The following is a 14,032-nucleotide window of genomic DNA, read 5'->3' as shown; positions in this document are numbered from 1 at the left end:
TGGCGCGTGGCTGCAGTCAGCTCTGTTGTTTACACCGCTGTCAGCTCAGGGAGCGGATGGCTTTCAGCGACGTTGCCCGAGCCCAGGCCACGAACGCCACAATCACAATGGCGGATACGAGAACCATCAACGGCCACCGCTCGGGGTAATCACGTACTACCCAGGTCCATCCCCATTCCGAGGTCCACCACAGCGGTGAGGCGCTGAGGACATCACCGCCAACCATCACCGCCCAACCGCCGAGCGCGACCGAGACAAAGATTGCGGCCGCCACACTTTGCCGCGCAATTAAGCCGGTCACGGCCACAATCATCGCGGCCACAAGAGGCGCGATGACCGCCTGGTACGGCCAGGGGTTAATGCCGGTCTGGCTATTGGTCTGGCCGCCTGCACCACTGATAACCACCGCAACCACGAGCACCGGCACGAGAAACGCCATATCCAAAGCAAACAGTCGGAGTGTGATGCTCCGTCGCGCACGCCGATACATCAGCGCTGGCCAGGCATCAGCTTGCGAGGTCCAGGTCATGATGGCGACCACGGTTGCAGCTGTCGGCACGCAGACGAAACTCAGCAGCCCCAGCGCATACTCCGGGTTCCACACCGCACGCACGACTGCAAGGCCGGCAAGCATCAGCGCTGCGAGGCTCCACCAGGTGCGCCAGGGAAGGGTCGCGCTCATGCCACGGCTTAACGACGAAGTGCTGCGTTCACGGTCCGTCGGCAAGCTGAGGGGCTTTCCGTTAGCAAGCAGTGCGATGGCGAAGAAGCCCAGTCCGAGGAGTAAATGCAGCAGCGCGGGCGGCAGGATGGCGATGTTCCAGATCTCGCTGTCGGCGGGAGCCGAGATGGAATTAGCCTGCACTCCGTGGATAGGTAACGTTGGACGAATTGCCCAGGTCCATGGGAGGATTTGCCAGTTTGGACTCAAGGCATCCAGTGTTCCTGCGATGGCCCAAGCGATGGCTGTGAGTGGGGCGAGGAAGAGAGCTGCGCGTGGCATAAGTCTCCATAGGGCAAGGCCGAATGCCCAGAAGACGAAGAATGACAACGTGTTGAAGATTGTGAATTGCAATGCGGTGCGCACGCTCCGGGCAAGGAGTGCAGCCATCAATGCGTGACCGAGGGCCGCGGAGGCAATGACAGTGGCTGCGCGGGCAAGGAGCACTCGAGTGCCCGAGATATTGCGCCAGATTAGGCCGCCTTGGCGGAGTTTTTCTTCACGGTTTTGGCCGATGACGGACGTAATAGCAGCCAGGGGAGGAAGCAGGATAAGCGAGTAGATGTGGGCGCTCGCCATGGCGGTGGCGTCAACACCTGTAGAAAAGACCATGCTGACCAGAGCGATTGCCACTATGATGATGGGAAGAAACATGGTGAGTGACCACTTCGCCCGCAGTAGCTCGGCGCGGAAGTAGCGGCGAGTAGGAACGGTGCGCGTGTGCGGTTGAGTGCTCATCGGGCAACACCTACTGCGGTGAAGAAAGCTTGCTCGAGGGATTGACCAGAGGCCGCAAAGTCAGTCAGCGGGCCTTCGTAGACCAGTCGGCCACCGGCAAGGACGCCAAGGTGGTCAACGCTCTTTTCGACCTCTCCGAGTTGATGGGAGGACACCACGACGGCCTTGCCACTAGCGGCAAGATTTCGCAACAAGGTGCGCAGGCCCACGATAGCTTCGGGGTCGAGGCCGTTGGTGGGCTCGTCGAGAAGCACAATGTCGGGGTCGGTGAGCAGCGCCATCGCCAGGGAAAGACGAACCTTCATGCCCGTTGAGAAAGCGCGGGCACGCTTGTTACCAGCATGAAGCCCGACCAAGTCGAGGACTTCGGCGATACGGCTCTTGTCCGTGCCGGTCAGATGTGCGTGCACTTTGAGATTGTCGGTGGCTGAGAGCTGTGGGTAGAACGCCGGGCCATTGATGGAGGCGCCGATGCGGTCCAGGTCGACAACGGACCACGGGTGTCCCGCGATGCTGATTTCACCGGAGTAGGGAACTAGCCCAAGCACCGTGCTCATCAACGTGGATTTACCTGCGCCGTTGAGTCCCAATAGCCCGTAGACCTCGCCGGCGCGGACGTTCATATCGAGGCCGTTCAGGACAGGTTCGTTCTTGCCGTAGGAGACAGTGATGCCGCGCAGCTGAAGGAGGGGAGCGGCGGCATCTGCGGAAGGGCCTGAGGTAGGGCCTGAAGTAGGGATTGGTGCGTTCATGCCTTAAGTAATAGGCATGGCCGGTTCGGTTCGCGCCCTCCTTAAGGATGAGTTGGCGGAAATATCCTCCCTAGGGAGGAGGCGCTAGCGGCAGTGGCGGCACCAGCGAGGAGAAGCTATAGCAGCCCGTTTTTCGCAGCCCAAATGACAAGATCCACGCGACTGCGTGAGCCCGTCTTGGTCAACAGGGCTTTCACATGGGTTTTCACGGTCGTCGTGGCGACCACCAACCTGCGAGCGATCTCATCATTGGAAAGCCCTTGGCAGACGAGGTTCAAAATCTCCTGTTCGCGGGGTGTGAACTGGGTTCCTGCGTCGGTGGGGTCTGAGCCAGCGCCATGTGTCGAGGAAGCGCTTGCTGGCCGCCCTGAGTGCGGTGCGCGCGGCGAAACATGCCGCAACACCATCGGCGTCACCTTCGGGTCGATGACACCTTCACCACGGTGGATGCGCATAATGGCCGAAAGCAGCTCGCGGGGATTGGAGTCTTTGAGCAAAAAGCCTGCGGCCCCAGCTTCTAAAGCGCCGAGCACCAGGTCTTCTTCGCGGAAAGTGGTCAGTACCAGGACTTTTGGACTGGATGCGCGAGCCGCACCGCCGGACGGCGCACCTTGCGCAATCTGCCGTGTGGCCTCGATACCGTCCATCACAGGCATACGAATGTCCATGACGACCACATCCGCACCGGAGGCAAGACGCACAGCCTCGGCACCGTCGCCCACGGCACCAATGACTTTCATCTGCGGGTGGGCATCAATAAGCTGTGCGAAAGACTGCCGAATCAGCGCTTGATCTTCAGCCACTAATACTCGAATTACACCCATTGCTCGTCTTTCTCGACAGTTTCGGCCACCAGCCCTGCTTCGGTCGAACCGCTTACAGCCGAATACTGACGCGGAACATGCCGTCGGTTTCACCATAAGTCATCTCGCCACCGAGCTGCGCCACGCGTTCATCCAGACCAATCAGGCCAGCGCCAGCTCGCTTCTTGGGTCCCAAAGTTTTGCTCTCAGCCCGGTTTGCGGTCATCAAATGAACCCGCGCCGGGCTGTCATCGGCGTCGGCAGGTGGATCGATTGCCAGTGCCAGCTGACCATCACCCGATGAGTGTTTGGCCATATTCGCGGCCAACTCCGTCACTGCCCGCACAAGAGTCAGCCGCTTCGCGAGTGGCCAATCCGCCAGGTCCCCATAAGACTCCGGCAGAGTCACCGAAACATCGCGACCCGGCGGACAAACAGCCGAAACTAGACGCGGAATCTCATTCGGGTCAGCGCTAATCTCGCCGCCTTCACGTAGTGCATCGACAAGCGCATGCACATCCCGCAACGATTGTTCTGCGGTCTCGGCAATACCTTCCAGCGTGGTCTTTTCAGCAGCGCGTTCCGCTTGTGAGTCATCTATCTCCGCCAGGTACAACGCTGTTTGGGCCTGAACTTTAATAGAGGTGAGTCCGTGCCCCACGACGTCGTGAAGCTCCCTGGATAACTCCAGCTTGTTGAGCGCCACGACGTTCTCCAACTCCGCGGCATGTTCCTCGGCGTTGATGCGCAGCCACAGTGGCACTGCGTACGCGCTCGCCGTGATGAGCACCGCCGGTAGTCCGAAGACCAACAGTCGTTCCGGGGTAAAGCCGAAGGCAGGAACTGCCGGGTTGAGGAAGCTGCCAATTAACCCTAAAAACAGCCCAACGATGCCCCAGGTGCGATTCGGTTCCCACCTGGTCACAGCCCATAGTGATAGTGGGGCAGCGACAATAATAGGGTCTAGCCCAAGGTTTACAGGGCATAGCCACACCAGCAAGGCGAGACCCGCTAGGGCGCTGTACGTAATCACAAACGATGCGCGCACTGCTTTACGACGAAACGCTGCGGCCCCGGCAATCATCGCGGACAGAACCACATTGGTGACATAAGTGAAGCTCGGGCCATAAGTAAATAGCGGCGTCATGCTCAACCAGCAGCACAGCAGGAAAGCAGCCGCAATAGCGAGATCGGCAGCTGGGAACGAGCCGGCGAAGTAACGCACCCGGCTGTGCCAGTCGAGTGGGGCAGGAGTCTGCGTGGTGGCAGGCTGCGCGGATGTAGGGGCAGTGGTGCGCTGCATGGTCTCTAGGCTAGCGGTCGGTGGCTATGCGGTTTCTAAGCGTCACCCCTCCACCTGCCGAAAAGTGATATTGATGCGGCCCTCTTTAAGCCCGCAAGCCTCCGGCAAAGTGCCCGGACGAGTCTTGGGCACACCATGAAACGCAAGCCGCTTCGGGCCGCCAAACACGATCACATCCCCACTGGCGAGAGTCACGTCATCCCAGGGCTTGCTGCGGTTTTCAGTCCCGCCAATGCGGAATAGGGCCTCGTCGCCGATAGAGAGCGACACAATTGGGGCAGAGGAGTTTTCGTTGCGATCCTGGTGCATCCCCATGGTGGCCCCGGGTGGGTAGTAGTTGACCAACGCCATGTCGGGCCGAAAAGTGGAGGGCCACTGGCTGAGGGATTCGTCGTAAAGCGCGGCAGCGCCGAGTGCTTCGGTGGCGAGCTCTAAGAGGTTGTCAGGCACGGGCGGGACTCGAATGCCGCCTGCGTGCGTGACGTAGCGGTACGGATTCGTGGCCCACATGCGTCCGAGATGCAGCATGAAGACCTGCATCTGACCACTTTTGAGCTGCGGGCGAGTCATGGCCAGGGGAGTTCCGGCGAGGTCGCGGGCGATGTCGCGGAGTTGCGTGATGGTGCCCGACTGCTGGTCCAGCGTAAGCCACCCCGGCAAATGAACAACTCCCGGCGTGATGCGGGCATCGTGGCGCGGGAGTTGATCAAAGAGCATAGGTCTATTTTGCCTGCTAACCCGCGATGATTGCGTTAACCGGGCGGGACAGGAACTGTGGGCCAATCTTGCCCAGGTAGCGCAGGATAAAGTCCGCCGCCGACACCGAGTAGAAGTGACGCTGGCGCTCAATGAAGTTCTGCGGGTGCGTTGCCTTCCACATGGCATCAGCGACCTGGTCCGGCGTGATGCGCACGCCCAGACGGCGGGTGGAACCAGCGGAAACGTCCGCCAGCTTGGTCTTCGCCCACAGCGGCATGATGGCGACGACACGGATCTTGTCCTTGCGCCACTCCAGATCCAGAGCCTGCGTCAGGCCAGAGACGTAGAACTTTGACGCGGAGTACGGCGCGATGTGCGGCTGGCCGTAGATGCCCGAAGCCGAACCCATGTTGACCAGGTGCGATCCCTTGGTGCGCTTCAGGTACGGATGCGCCGCCTTCGCGCCCAGCGTCAGGCCGGTGCAGTTGATGTCCACCTGCGCGCGAATAATCTCCGGCGACTGGTCGGTGATATCGCCATCGCCGATGATGCCCGCGTTATTGTCCAGCACCGTCAGCTTGCCGCCGGTGTGGGAGGTGAAGTCCGCAAGTGCGTCCTCCCACTGCTGATAGTCCGTCACGTCCAGCTTGCCGACGATTACCTCCGGGCGTTCAGCCTTGAGCTTCGCCAGGGCATCCTCATTGATGTCGTAGACGCCTACGGTCCAGCCTGCAGCCAGGAACTTCTCGGCCACCGCGCGGCCGATGCCCTGCGCGCCGCCGGAGATGAAAATGGACGGGGAATCAGAAGTGGCCATGGTGTCTCAATCCTGCCTTTTCTTGCTGTTTTTATAAGTGGATAAATGTTATTCGACAGCTTAGGCGAGCGGTTGGTCTGAAACAGGCGAATGGGAAAACGTGACCTGTTTACAAACGCGACCTGACTACACTGGCCACCATGAAACCCCTGCACATCCCACCAGGTCCCGGCATCCCAAAGGGCCTTGTCATCCCAGCTGCGGAACTCACCGAACGCTTCGCGCGCTCCGGAGGGCCGGGCGGGCAGGGCGTTAACACCACCGACTCCAAGGTGCAGCTATCGGTCGATATTGCCGAGCTCAGCGTGCTTTCCGACGTCCACCGCCGCCGCGCTCTCCAGAACCTCAGCCACCGACTCGACGGCACCACACTCACCGTGTCCGTCACCACGCAGCGCTCCCAGGTACGCAACCGCGCGGAAGCCCGACGTCGCCTTGCGGACCTCATCCGGGAAGCCGTGCAGCCACCGCCTCCGAGGCGCCGGCGGACTCGACCGAGTCGGGCCTCGATTGCCCGTCGTAAAGCACAGAAGCAACGCCGTTCCGAGCTCAAAGCCAGCAGGCGCCGACCCAGCGCTTACTAGGGAATATGGGATTTTCGGGCATCCGTTGCAATATAGATGGTATGAGCGAAAACCAGGCCCCTACCGAAAAGGCAGCTGAAACTGTCGCGGAGTTCAACCGCGTGCCCTCGATTCTGTCCATCCAGTCGCATGTGAGCTATGGTCACGTGGGCAATTCCGCTGCGGTCTTCCCGCTGCAGCGCGCAGGTTTTGAAGTGTGGCCGGTCCACACCGTCGATTTCTCCAACCACACCGGCTACGGCCAGTGGCGCGGCCCAATGATTCCGGCCACGGATGTGCGTGAGGTCATCAAGGGTATCGATGAGCTGGGCAAGCTTGACGACGTCGACGCGATTATCTCCGGCTACCAGGGCGGTAGCGATATTGCGGACGTAATTATTGAAGCCGTGGCGTTGACCAAGCAGCGCAACCCGAAGGCCATTTACTCGTGTGACCCGGTGATGGGAAATGCCAAGAGTGGCTGCCACGTTTCGGACGACATTCCGCCGCTGCTGCGCGACAAGGTCGTGCCGGTGGCAGACGTGATTACGCCGAACCAGTTTGAGCTGGGATACCTGACGGGCCGCGAGGTCGGGGATCTGGAATCTACCTTGGCTGCAGCCCATGCTGCTCGAGAGATGGGCCCGGAGGCCGTCCTTGTCACCAGTGTGCTACGTCCGGAGCGCAAGGTGGGCGAGATTGAGATGCTCGCCGTCAATGGCTCCGGTGCATGGCTGGTGGCGACGCCGTACCTGCCGTTGAAGCGCAACGGCTCCGGCGATGTCACGGCTGCGCTGTTTGCGGGCAACCTGCTGCGTGGTCGCGGTATTGACGGTGACCTCTCGGTCGCGCTGGGCAACACCGCGGCCAGTATCTTTGAGCTGCTCAAGGTGACGCACGAGTCCGGCTCTGGCGAGCTGGAGCTCGTTCGTGCGCAGGAGGCGTACGTCCACCCGGAGCAGCGGTTTGAGGTAACGAAGGTGGCGTAAGGCTGGGCAGTAGGGCTGGGCTCAGCCCCCGTGCCTAGTAATAGAACGGGAACTCGTCCCAGTTCGGGTCGCGCTTTTCCAAGAACGCTTCCTTGCCCTCGACGGCCTCGTCGGTCATGTACGCCAGGCGAGTGGCCTCGCCCGCGAACACCTGCTGGCCCATCAGTCCGTCATCGGTCAGGTTGAAAGCGAACTTCAGCATGCGCTGCGCCGTTGGGGACTTACCGTTGATCATGCGACCCCACTCCACCGCGACTTCTTCCAGCTCAGCGTGGTCGGCGACTTCGTTGACGGCGCCCATGCGGTGCATGGTCTCAGCGTCGTAGGAACGGCCGAGGAAGAAAATCTCGCGGGCAAACTTCTGACCAACCTGCTTCGCCAGGTAAGCCGAGCCATAGCCGGCATCGAAAGATCCCACGTCAGCGTCGGTCTGCTTAAAGCGGGCCTCCTGGCGGGATGCCAGTGTCAGGTCACACACCACGTGCAGGGAGTGTCCGCCACCTGCGGCCCAACCATTGACCACGGCAATGACAACCTTCGGCATGGTGCGAATCAGGCGCTGCACCTCCAGGATGTGCAGGCGACCTCCCTCGACCTTGGCGCGCGCGGTATCGATGGTGGATGCGTCTGCGGTAGCGTCGTCATGCTCGTGAGACGTTGCGTACTGGTAGCCGGAACGACCGCGAATGCGCTGGTCACCACCCGAACAGAATGCCCAGCCACCGTCCTTGGTGCTCGGGCCGTTACCGGTCAGCAGCACAACGCCGACATCCGGGGTGCGGCGCGCGTGGTCGAGTGCGCGGTAGAGCTCATCGACGGTATGCGGTCGGAATGCGTTACGAACCTCCGGGCGATCAAACGCAATGCGCACAATGCCGTTTTCGCGGCCCTCGCCGACGTGGCGGTGGTAGGTGATGTCGGTCAAATCCTCAAAACCGGCAACCGTCTTCCACTGCTCAGGGCGGAAGGGGTTATCGGTCGAGTACTTCGCGGTATCAGTCATGGCTTCCAGCATAAAGGTCTCTAGCATGAGGGGTATGTCTGTGTCCGCTGCGCCCAACATCCAGCTTCCGCCAATCGATGACATTCTCGACCGCGCCCACGTCGTGGCGCTTCCCATGGCGGTGAAATTCCGCGGCGTCACCACCCGCGAGGCACTCCTCATCGACGGCCCCGTCACCTGGGGCGAGTTCGCGCCCTTCCTGGAGTACGAGGCGCCCGAGGCCGCCGCGTGGCTGCGCTCGGCCATCGAGTGCGCATACGTCGGCCTGCCCACCCCGAAGCGCGAGTTTGTCGAGGTCAACGCCACCATCCCCGCCGTCACGCCCGAGCAGGTGCCGGAGGTCGTGGGGCGTTACCCCGGGTGCCGCACGTTCAAGGTCAAGGTCGCAGAGAGCGGCCAATCGCTTAACGACGACATCGAGCGCGTAGCCGCCGTCCGCACCGCGGTGGCCGAAGCCTATGGCTATGAATCTGTGGTGCGGGTGGATGCTAACCGTGGCTGGTCGGTGGAGCAGGCCATCCGCGCCGCTCATGAGTTGGGCCCGCTGGAGTATATGGAACAGCCCGTTGCGACTGTCGCCGAGCTCCGCGAGGTCCGCGACGCAGTGGGGGACTTTTGCCCGATTGCTGCTGATGAGTCGATCCGCAAGGTCGAGGATCCGTATTTGGTTGCGCGCGAACAGGCGGCGGACGTGGGCGTAATGAAGGTCGCGCCACTTGGTGGGCCACGCCGTTTGCTTCGGTTGGCCGAGGAGCTGGAGATGAAGGTAACCGTCGCCAGCGCGTTGGACACCGGCGTTGGCATGGCTGCCGGCTTGTTCACGGCGGCGGCCCTGCCTGCTACCGAGCTGCAGCCGGAGCCGAACGCGGCGGGTTTGGCCACGTCCTCGCTGTTTATCGAAGACGTCATTGAGCCCCGACCACTTATCGATGGCCGTTTGCCCGTCACCAACCCCGCGCCAGACCCTTCCCGCCTGGCCGAGCTCGCCGCGCCGGGACCCCGCCGCGATTGGTGGTTCGACCGCCTCCGCGCGGCGTACGCCCACCTGTAGCGGCGCAGTGCAGTGGCGGCTCACCACCTGCTTCAACACTCGGAGCACCCAGAGATACTGACCCCGTTTATGGCACTTTGAGCCCGAAAAACAGCCCTAAACAGCCTCAAACCTAGTCAGTAACTCCCAAAGAGCCCGATATCCAGCCTGACAAGTAGCCTATTGAGTGTGAACGACAACCAGGACACCTCCCAGACTACGCACGCTCAGGGCGCCAACATCACCAATGCCGCCAGCACCGATGCTGGCACCCCAGCCTCGGCAACCAACGCCACGCCCCACACCTCCGCAGCCCCTGCAACTCCCGCGGCCCCATCCGCAGTGGTAGCGGGCCTCATCGTCGATGAGCTGCTGCGTCTCGGCATGGTCGATGCCGTGGTGTGCCCGGGTTCCCGGTCCGCCCCGCTGGCCCGCGCTCTGGTCCAGGCCGCCGATGCGGCGAAGGTTCGCCTCCATGTGCGCATCGATGAACGCTCCGCCGCCTTCCTCGCCCTCGGCCTGGCCTCGCGCACCCGCAAGGTGACCCCGGTAATTACAACGTCCGGCACAGCCGTCGCAAACCTCGTGCCCGCCATGGTCGAAGCCACCGCGTCGGGTATTCCGCTGCTGGCACTGACCGCCGATCGCCCCGCGCATTATCGCGGCACCGGCGCGAACCAGACCATCGTCCAGGACCGCCTGTTCGCCGATGCCTCCGTAGTCGAGTTCGATCTGGACGGCACCGCCCCGGTCACGAAGGCCACTGCCGCACAGATTCGCGCCCGCATTGATCGCGTTGTTGCCGCCATGGCATCCGGGGCCGGCCACCTCAACGTCCGTTTTGTCGAACCGCTCGTGCCTGACGACGACTCCGTCGCCGACATCCCCGAGGGCCGCGCAGACGGCGGCCCCTGGACCACGATTGCGCCTACCAACAGCAACAACGTCGGCGCAGCCGCCATCGCAGCCCACTCAGCCAACTCGGCCACTACCAGCCCGGCCAACACGGCTAGCACAGCCACAATTGACATCAGCCGCCGCACACTCGTGATTGCGGGCTCGAATGCCCCGCATCTGCCAGAGTTGGAGGATTTGCCAACCATCGCTGAGCCGAATGCATATGCGCCGGCGCACCCGGTTCACCCGCTTGCGGCGGGTACTTTTGCGCAGATTCCGCCGGAGCAGATTGTGTTGGTCGGCAGGCCGACGCTGCACCGAGGGATCTCTAAGCTGCTGGCCAATCCTGATATCGAGTTGACGGTTGTCTCGGATGCGGAAAACCACGGCTTTGGGGTGGAGTTCCCGGATGTAACGGCGAACGCAAGGGCCGTCGTAAAGCATGTGCAGACTGTGGGGGAGCAGGACCCGCAGTGGACGAAAATCTGTGAGGCTGCCAGCGAATTGGCGGTAAAGTCCGTGCGAGAGACGCTTACCGACTCGATTGAAGCGGAGGAACCGCTGACCGGATTCCATGTGGCGGCGGCGCTGACGGATAGTCTGCGCACGGGTGACAATGTGGTGCTGGGCGCGTCGAACCCGGTGCGCGATGCGTCGTACACGGGCCTGCCTTTCCCGGGTGTGAACACGTATGCGGGACGAGGTGCCGCGGGCATCGACGGCACGGTGGCGACGGCGATTGGTATTGCGCTGGCGTCCGATCGCGAGCATGCCGACGAGATCCGCCCGCCGCGGACGATTGCGCTCATGGGGGACCTGACGTTCCAGCACGACTCCGCAGCGCTGGCGATTGGGCCGCTGGAGCCGAGGCCGGAAAACCTCACCATCGTGGTGGCCAATGATGCCGGTGGCGGTATCTTCGAGACGCTGGAGGCGGGCAGCCCGGCTCTGCGGGGAAGCTTCGAGCGCATCTTCGGCACACCGCAGGACGTGGACTTTGAGGGCATCTGTCAGGCCTACGGGGTCGAGCACGTGCATGTTGACCGCCTCCCAGATCTGCTCGCGCAGCTGCACCCGGATACCGACGTCGATGGCATCCGCGTCATCGAGGTGGCGACCACGCGCGCGACGCGTAGACAGTTGCATCACAAGCTGGCATACAATGCGGAGATTGGGGTGCTGGACAAGCACTAGCTGAACAAGGCTTGCTGAATAAGGACTAGCTGGCCGGCAGCATCAGATCAGAGCTGGAAACAATCAGGGACAGAAAAATAGGGAGGTCGCGACCGCCATGCAGTGGAAAACTGCCCTGGCCAATTGGCCGCGCTTCCTTCGTCAGGTGTTGCTGTTTGTAATGATCTGCCTGTTGCTGTCGTGCCTGGCCATGGTGGTGGGCTGCTTCATTAATGACCGCAATATCGAGTCGAACATGGGGCAGTCCGTAGCTAATGTGCGCTCGGTCGAGGTCCTTCGCACCACGGTCGATTTCGTCGACGAGAATGGTGGGTTTCAGTCGCCACCAACCGGTTTGCTCTATCCCGTTGGTCTGGAAGAGGGGCAGCGCGTCCGCGTCGAATACGACCGCACTGACCCCAATGTCGTCCGCGTCGCCGGACGCACTTGGACGCTGTCACTTCTCCCGGCGGCCAGCATCGCTGTGGTTGCGTTTATCGTCGTCGCGCCGTTGTGGTGGTTGTCGTTGCGTGCAACCCGTCGTTTACAAAGAGATCCCCAAAAGGTAAACAGGGGGTCACTTTCGCTTTCCGACGAGATGGAAAACTAGCACCATGCGCGTTGCCATCATTGCTGAAAGCTTCTTGCCCAACATCAATGGAGTGACAAACTCCGTGTTGCGGGTGTTGGAACACTTACGCCGTGAGGGGCACGAGGCGCTGGTGATTGCGCCGGGTGCTCGGGACTGGCAGGAAGAGGCAGAGTTCTACTGCGACTACCGCATTGAGCGTGTACCCACTGTGATGGTGCCGTTGATTGATTCACTACCGATCGGTGTGCCGAACCGCAGGGTAGCGTCGGCGCTGACGCAGTTTAAGCCGGATGTTGTCCACTTGGCTTCGCCATTTGTGCTCGGTGGTGCGGGCGCTTTGACTGCTAAGGCGCTGGGCATCCCGGCTGTGGCTATCTATCAGACGGACGTTGCGGGTTTTGCCAAGAACTACAAGTTGGCGGGGCTCTCCACGGCCGCGTGGTTGTGGACGCGCGTGATTCATAACTCCTGTGCCCGAACGCTGGCGCCGTCGTCGCCGACTATTGAGGACCTGCAGAATCACAAGATTCGTGACGTCTACCGCTGGGGTCGTGGTGTTGATGCGGTTCGCTTTACTCCGACAAAGCGTAGCGAGGAGCTCAGGAAGCAGTGGAGCCCGGAGGACAAGCCAATTGTTGGTTATGTCGGCAGGTTGGCGGCGGAGAAGTCCGTGGAGCGGCTGGCAGCGCTGAACGGCCGCGATGATATCCAGGTGGTCATTGTTGGTAATGGCCCGGAGCTGCCGAAGCTGAAGAAGCTGATGCCGAATGCCGTCTTTACCGGGCAGCTCACCGGCGATAAGTTGGCAGCGGCATTCGCCAGCCTGGACGTGTTCGTTCACACCGGTGACTTTGAAACCTTCTGCCAGGCCGTACAGGAAGCCCACGCTTCCGGTGTTCCGGCCATCGCTCCGAACGCAGGCGGCCCGCGCGACCTGATTACTAACGATGTCAACGGCTATCTGCTGGAGCCCAAGACTTTCACCCGCGATCTGTCTGAGGCGGTCGACAAGCTGCTGCTCGTCGACGATGAGCTGGCTCGCAAGCAGCTGCGCAACCGCTGCCGCGACACCGTGACCGAACGTACCTGGGAAGCACTGTGTGCAGACCTTGTTCGCCACTACGAGGAGGTTTCTGGGGTCTCCGCGGCCGAGACGTCAAGCAAGGTCGCAGCAGATACGATTGACGCTTCCCGTACAGGTGCTGCTACGCGTCAGAAATCGGTCGCGTAATCTGGACATCGTGTCTAGGGCTGATTTAACGAAAAATCCCAGCGAAGTCGCTTCGATGTTCGACGGCGTGGGGAAGAATTACGACATCACTAATACCGTGCTCACCGGTGGTATTGACCACTACTGGCGCGTACGCACGGCAAAGCGCCTGAACCTGCAGCCTGGCCAGAAGGTTCTCGACCTGGCCGCCGGTACGGCTGTTTCCTCAGTGGAGTTGGCAAAGTCTGGCGCATACGTCGTTGCCTGTGACTTCTCCCGAGGCATGCTCAAGGCCGGTGCACACCGCGATGTTCCCAAGGTCTGCGGTGACGGCATGAAGCTGCCATTCCCGGACAACACCTTCGACGCGGTGACCATCAGCTTCGGTCTGCGCAACATCGTGGACTACAAGGCGGGCCTTGCCGAACTAGCCCGCGTGACCAAGCCCGGAGGCCAGCTGACAGTCTGTGAGTTCTCCACCCCTGTGGTGCCAGTGTTCAGCACCTTCTACAAGGAGTACTTGATGCGGGCACTGCCGCAGATTGCCAAGGTCGTCTCCTCGAACCCGGAGGCCTACGTGTACTTGGCGGAGTCGATTCGCGCCTGGCCAAACCAGTCGCAGCTTGCCCGCGACATCAATGCCTCTGGCTGGGAGGATGCTGGTTGGCAGAATCTCACCTTTGGCATCGCGGCGCTGCACTCGGCAACCAAGCCCGCGCAGTAGGTCGATAGCTCGCAATCG

The 14,032-nt window shown here is 61.7% G+C and carries 14 protein-coding genes; 7 read left to right on the top strand and 7 right to left on the bottom strand.

Going from position 1 to position 14,032, the window contains the following annotated elements; genetic code table 11:
- Nucleotides 1-40: 40 nt before the first annotated feature.
- From CORAM0001_RS03105 to CORAM0001_RS03080, 6 genes are all read right to left on the bottom strand, one after another.
- Nucleotides 41-1,459 carry an ABC-2 family transporter permease gene (locus tag CORAM0001_RS03105; RefSeq protein ID WP_005510027.1) on the bottom strand — a complete coding sequence of 473 codons (1,419 nt, stop codon included), beginning with the start codon at nt 1,457-1,459 and terminating at the stop codon, nt 41-43.
- Complete coding sequence (locus tag CORAM0001_RS03100) at nt 1,456-2,211, bottom strand: ABC transporter ATP-binding protein (RefSeq protein WP_005509748.1); 756 nt, start codon at nt 2,209-2,211, stop codon at nt 1,456-1,458. The genes CORAM0001_RS03105 and CORAM0001_RS03100 overlap by 4 nt, the downstream gene beginning before the upstream one ends.
- Nucleotides 2,212-2,327: 116 nt before the next feature.
- Nucleotides 2,328-3,014 (bottom strand): response regulator, encoded by a 687-nt coding sequence (locus CORAM0001_RS03095; RefSeq protein ID WP_244261976.1) that lies wholly within the window; start codon nt 3,012-3,014, stop codon nt 2,328-2,330.
- Between the two features lie 73 nt (nt 3,015-3,087).
- Nucleotides 3,088-4,317, bottom strand: coding sequence for a sensor histidine kinase (locus CORAM0001_RS03090; protein ID WP_081451089.1), 1,230 nt, complete (start codon nt 4,315-4,317; stop codon nt 3,088-3,090).
- A 42-nt stretch (nt 4,318-4,359) separates the two neighbouring features.
- Complete coding sequence (locus tag CORAM0001_RS03085; RefSeq protein WP_005509999.1) at nt 4,360-5,034, bottom strand: alpha-ketoglutarate-dependent dioxygenase AlkB family protein; 675 nt, start codon at nt 5,032-5,034, stop codon at nt 4,360-4,362.
- Between the two features lie 16 nt (nt 5,035-5,050).
- Entirely contained in the window at nt 5,051-5,833 is a 783-nt protein-coding gene (locus CORAM0001_RS03080; protein WP_005510053.1) for an SDR family oxidoreductase, read from the bottom strand.
- Nucleotides 5,834-5,973: 140 nt separating this feature from the next.
- Between CORAM0001_RS03080 and arfB the strand changes: the two genes are divergently transcribed.
- Complete coding sequence (gene arfB, locus CORAM0001_RS03075) at nt 5,974-6,417, top strand: alternative ribosome rescue aminoacyl-tRNA hydrolase ArfB (protein WP_005509795.1); 444 nt, start codon at nt 5,974-5,976, stop codon at nt 6,415-6,417.
- A 41-nt stretch (nt 6,418-6,458) separates the two neighbouring features.
- A complete protein-coding gene (gene pdxY, locus CORAM0001_RS03070; RefSeq protein ID WP_005509905.1) occupies nt 6,459-7,385 on the top strand; it encodes a pyridoxal kinase PdxY in 927 nt (308 codons plus the stop codon).
- A 34-nt stretch (nt 7,386-7,419) separates the two neighbouring features.
- Here pdxY and CORAM0001_RS03065 read toward each other — a convergent pair whose 3' ends face one another.
- A complete protein-coding gene (locus tag CORAM0001_RS03065) occupies nt 7,420-8,400 on the bottom strand; it encodes a 1,4-dihydroxy-2-naphthoyl-CoA synthase (RefSeq protein WP_100066780.1) in 981 nt (326 codons plus the stop codon).
- A 13-nt stretch (nt 8,401-8,413) separates the two neighbouring features.
- On the opposite strand from CORAM0001_RS03065, the gene CORAM0001_RS03060 reads away from it, so the two are divergent.
- The 5 genes from CORAM0001_RS03060 (at nt 8,414) to CORAM0001_RS03040 (ending at nt 14,014) form a co-directional block, all read left to right on the top strand.
- Entirely contained in the window at nt 8,414-9,439 is a 1,026-nt protein-coding gene (locus CORAM0001_RS03060; RefSeq protein WP_005509777.1) for an o-succinylbenzoate synthase, read from the top strand.
- A 168-nt stretch (nt 9,440-9,607) separates the two neighbouring features.
- Nucleotides 9,608-11,509: a 2-succinyl-5-enolpyruvyl-6-hydroxy-3-cyclohexene-1-carboxylic-acid synthase gene (gene menD / locus CORAM0001_RS03055; RefSeq protein ID WP_005509911.1), complete on the top strand. Its 1,902-nt coding sequence runs from the start codon at nt 9,608-9,610 to the stop codon at nt 11,507-11,509.
- A gap of 97 nt (nt 11,510-11,606) precedes the next feature.
- Complete coding sequence (locus CORAM0001_RS03050; RefSeq protein ID WP_005509940.1) at nt 11,607-12,098, top strand: DUF3592 domain-containing protein; 492 nt, start codon at nt 11,607-11,609, stop codon at nt 12,096-12,098.
- Between the two features lie 4 nt (nt 12,099-12,102).
- Nucleotides 12,103-13,311, top strand: a complete 1,209-nt coding sequence (locus CORAM0001_RS03045; protein WP_005509984.1) for a glycosyltransferase family 4 protein — start codon at nt 12,103-12,105, stop codon at nt 13,309-13,311.
- A 10-nt stretch (nt 13,312-13,321) separates the two neighbouring features.
- Nucleotides 13,322-14,014, top strand: a complete 693-nt coding sequence (locus tag CORAM0001_RS03040; RefSeq protein WP_040360936.1) for a demethylmenaquinone methyltransferase — start codon at nt 13,322-13,324, stop codon at nt 14,012-14,014.
- The last annotated feature ends 18 nt before the right edge of the window (nt 14,015-14,032 follow it).

The sequence above is a fragment of the Corynebacterium amycolatum SK46 genome, from assembly GCF_000173655.1.
Lineage (GTDB): Bacteria > Actinomycetota > Actinomycetes > Mycobacteriales > Mycobacteriaceae > Corynebacterium > Corynebacterium amycolatum_A.
The sequence above is the reverse complement of the archived record's forward strand: the minus strand, read 5'-3'. Positions and strand labels throughout refer to the sequence as shown.

What these genes read in the sequence shown, in the direction of transcription:
- CORAM0001_RS03105 (WP_005510027.1), bottom strand. Translation starts at nt 1,459, where the DNA reads ATGAGCACTCAACCGCACACGCGCACCGTTCCTACTCGCCGCTACTTC.
- CORAM0001_RS03100 (WP_005509748.1), bottom strand. Translation starts at nt 2,211, where the DNA reads ATGAACGCACCAATCCCTACTTCAGGCCCTACCTCAGGCCCTTCCGCA.
- CORAM0001_RS03090 (WP_081451089.1), bottom strand. Translation starts at nt 4,317, where the DNA reads ATGCAGCGCACCACTGCCCCTACATCCGCGCAGCCTGCCACCACGCAG.
- CORAM0001_RS03085 (WP_005509999.1), bottom strand. Translation starts at nt 5,034, where the DNA reads ATGCTCTTTGATCAACTCCCGCGCCACGATGCCCGCATCACGCCGGGA.
- CORAM0001_RS03080 (WP_005510053.1), bottom strand. Translation starts at nt 5,833, where the DNA reads ATGGCCACTTCTGATTCCCCGTCCATTTTCATCTCCGGCGGCGCGCAG.
- arfB (WP_005509795.1), top strand. Translation starts at nt 5,974, where the DNA reads ATGAAACCCCTGCACATCCCACCAGGTCCCGGCATCCCAAAGGGCCTT.
- pdxY (WP_005509905.1), top strand. Translation starts at nt 6,459, where the DNA reads ATGAGCGAAAACCAGGCCCCTACCGAAAAGGCAGCTGAAACTGTCGCG.
- CORAM0001_RS03065 (WP_100066780.1), bottom strand. Translation starts at nt 8,400, where the DNA reads ATGCTGGAAGCCATGACTGATACCGCGAAGTACTCGACCGATAACCCC.
- CORAM0001_RS03060 (WP_005509777.1), top strand. Translation starts at nt 8,414, where the DNA reads ATGAGGGGTATGTCTGTGTCCGCTGCGCCCAACATCCAGCTTCCGCCA.
- CORAM0001_RS03050 (WP_005509940.1), top strand. Translation starts at nt 11,607, where the DNA reads ATGCAGTGGAAAACTGCCCTGGCCAATTGGCCGCGCTTCCTTCGTCAG.
- CORAM0001_RS03045 (WP_005509984.1), top strand. Translation starts at nt 12,103, where the DNA reads ATGCGCGTTGCCATCATTGCTGAAAGCTTCTTGCCCAACATCAATGGA.